The sequence below is a fragment of the Acuticoccus kandeliae genome (genome assembly GCF_003073115.1).
On the sequence record NZ_QBBV01000181.1, the window covers coordinates 1 to 289 of the forward strand.

Consider the following 289-nt stretch of genomic DNA (forward strand, 5'->3'; position numbering starts at 1 on the left):
TGCGGGTGCAGCATGTGCGCCGGGACGACGGTCGTCTCGGCCATGCCGCCGTCGGCCATCAGCCCGTGGAAGCCGATCTGCGCGCACACGTTGTAGCGGCCCTCGGAACAGCGTGAGCAGGTCCCGCAGGTGTAGAGCGGCATCACCGCGACCCGGTCGCCCTCGGTGACGCCCTCGACCCCGGCCCCGATCTCGACGACGGTCCCGGAGAACTCGTGGCCGAGGGTCAGCGGCAGCTCGCGGCCGGTCAGCGGGTGCTTCTCCCCGTTCGGGATGAAGATCGGGCCCG

1 protein-coding gene is annotated in these 289 nt (G+C 71.6%); it reads right to left on the reverse strand.

Features of this window, described 5'->3' with window-relative positions:
- The coding region (locus DBV35_RS29860) for an alcohol dehydrogenase catalytic domain-containing protein (RefSeq protein ID WP_157962129.1) at positions 1 to 289 on the reverse strand (289 nt) is incomplete at both ends.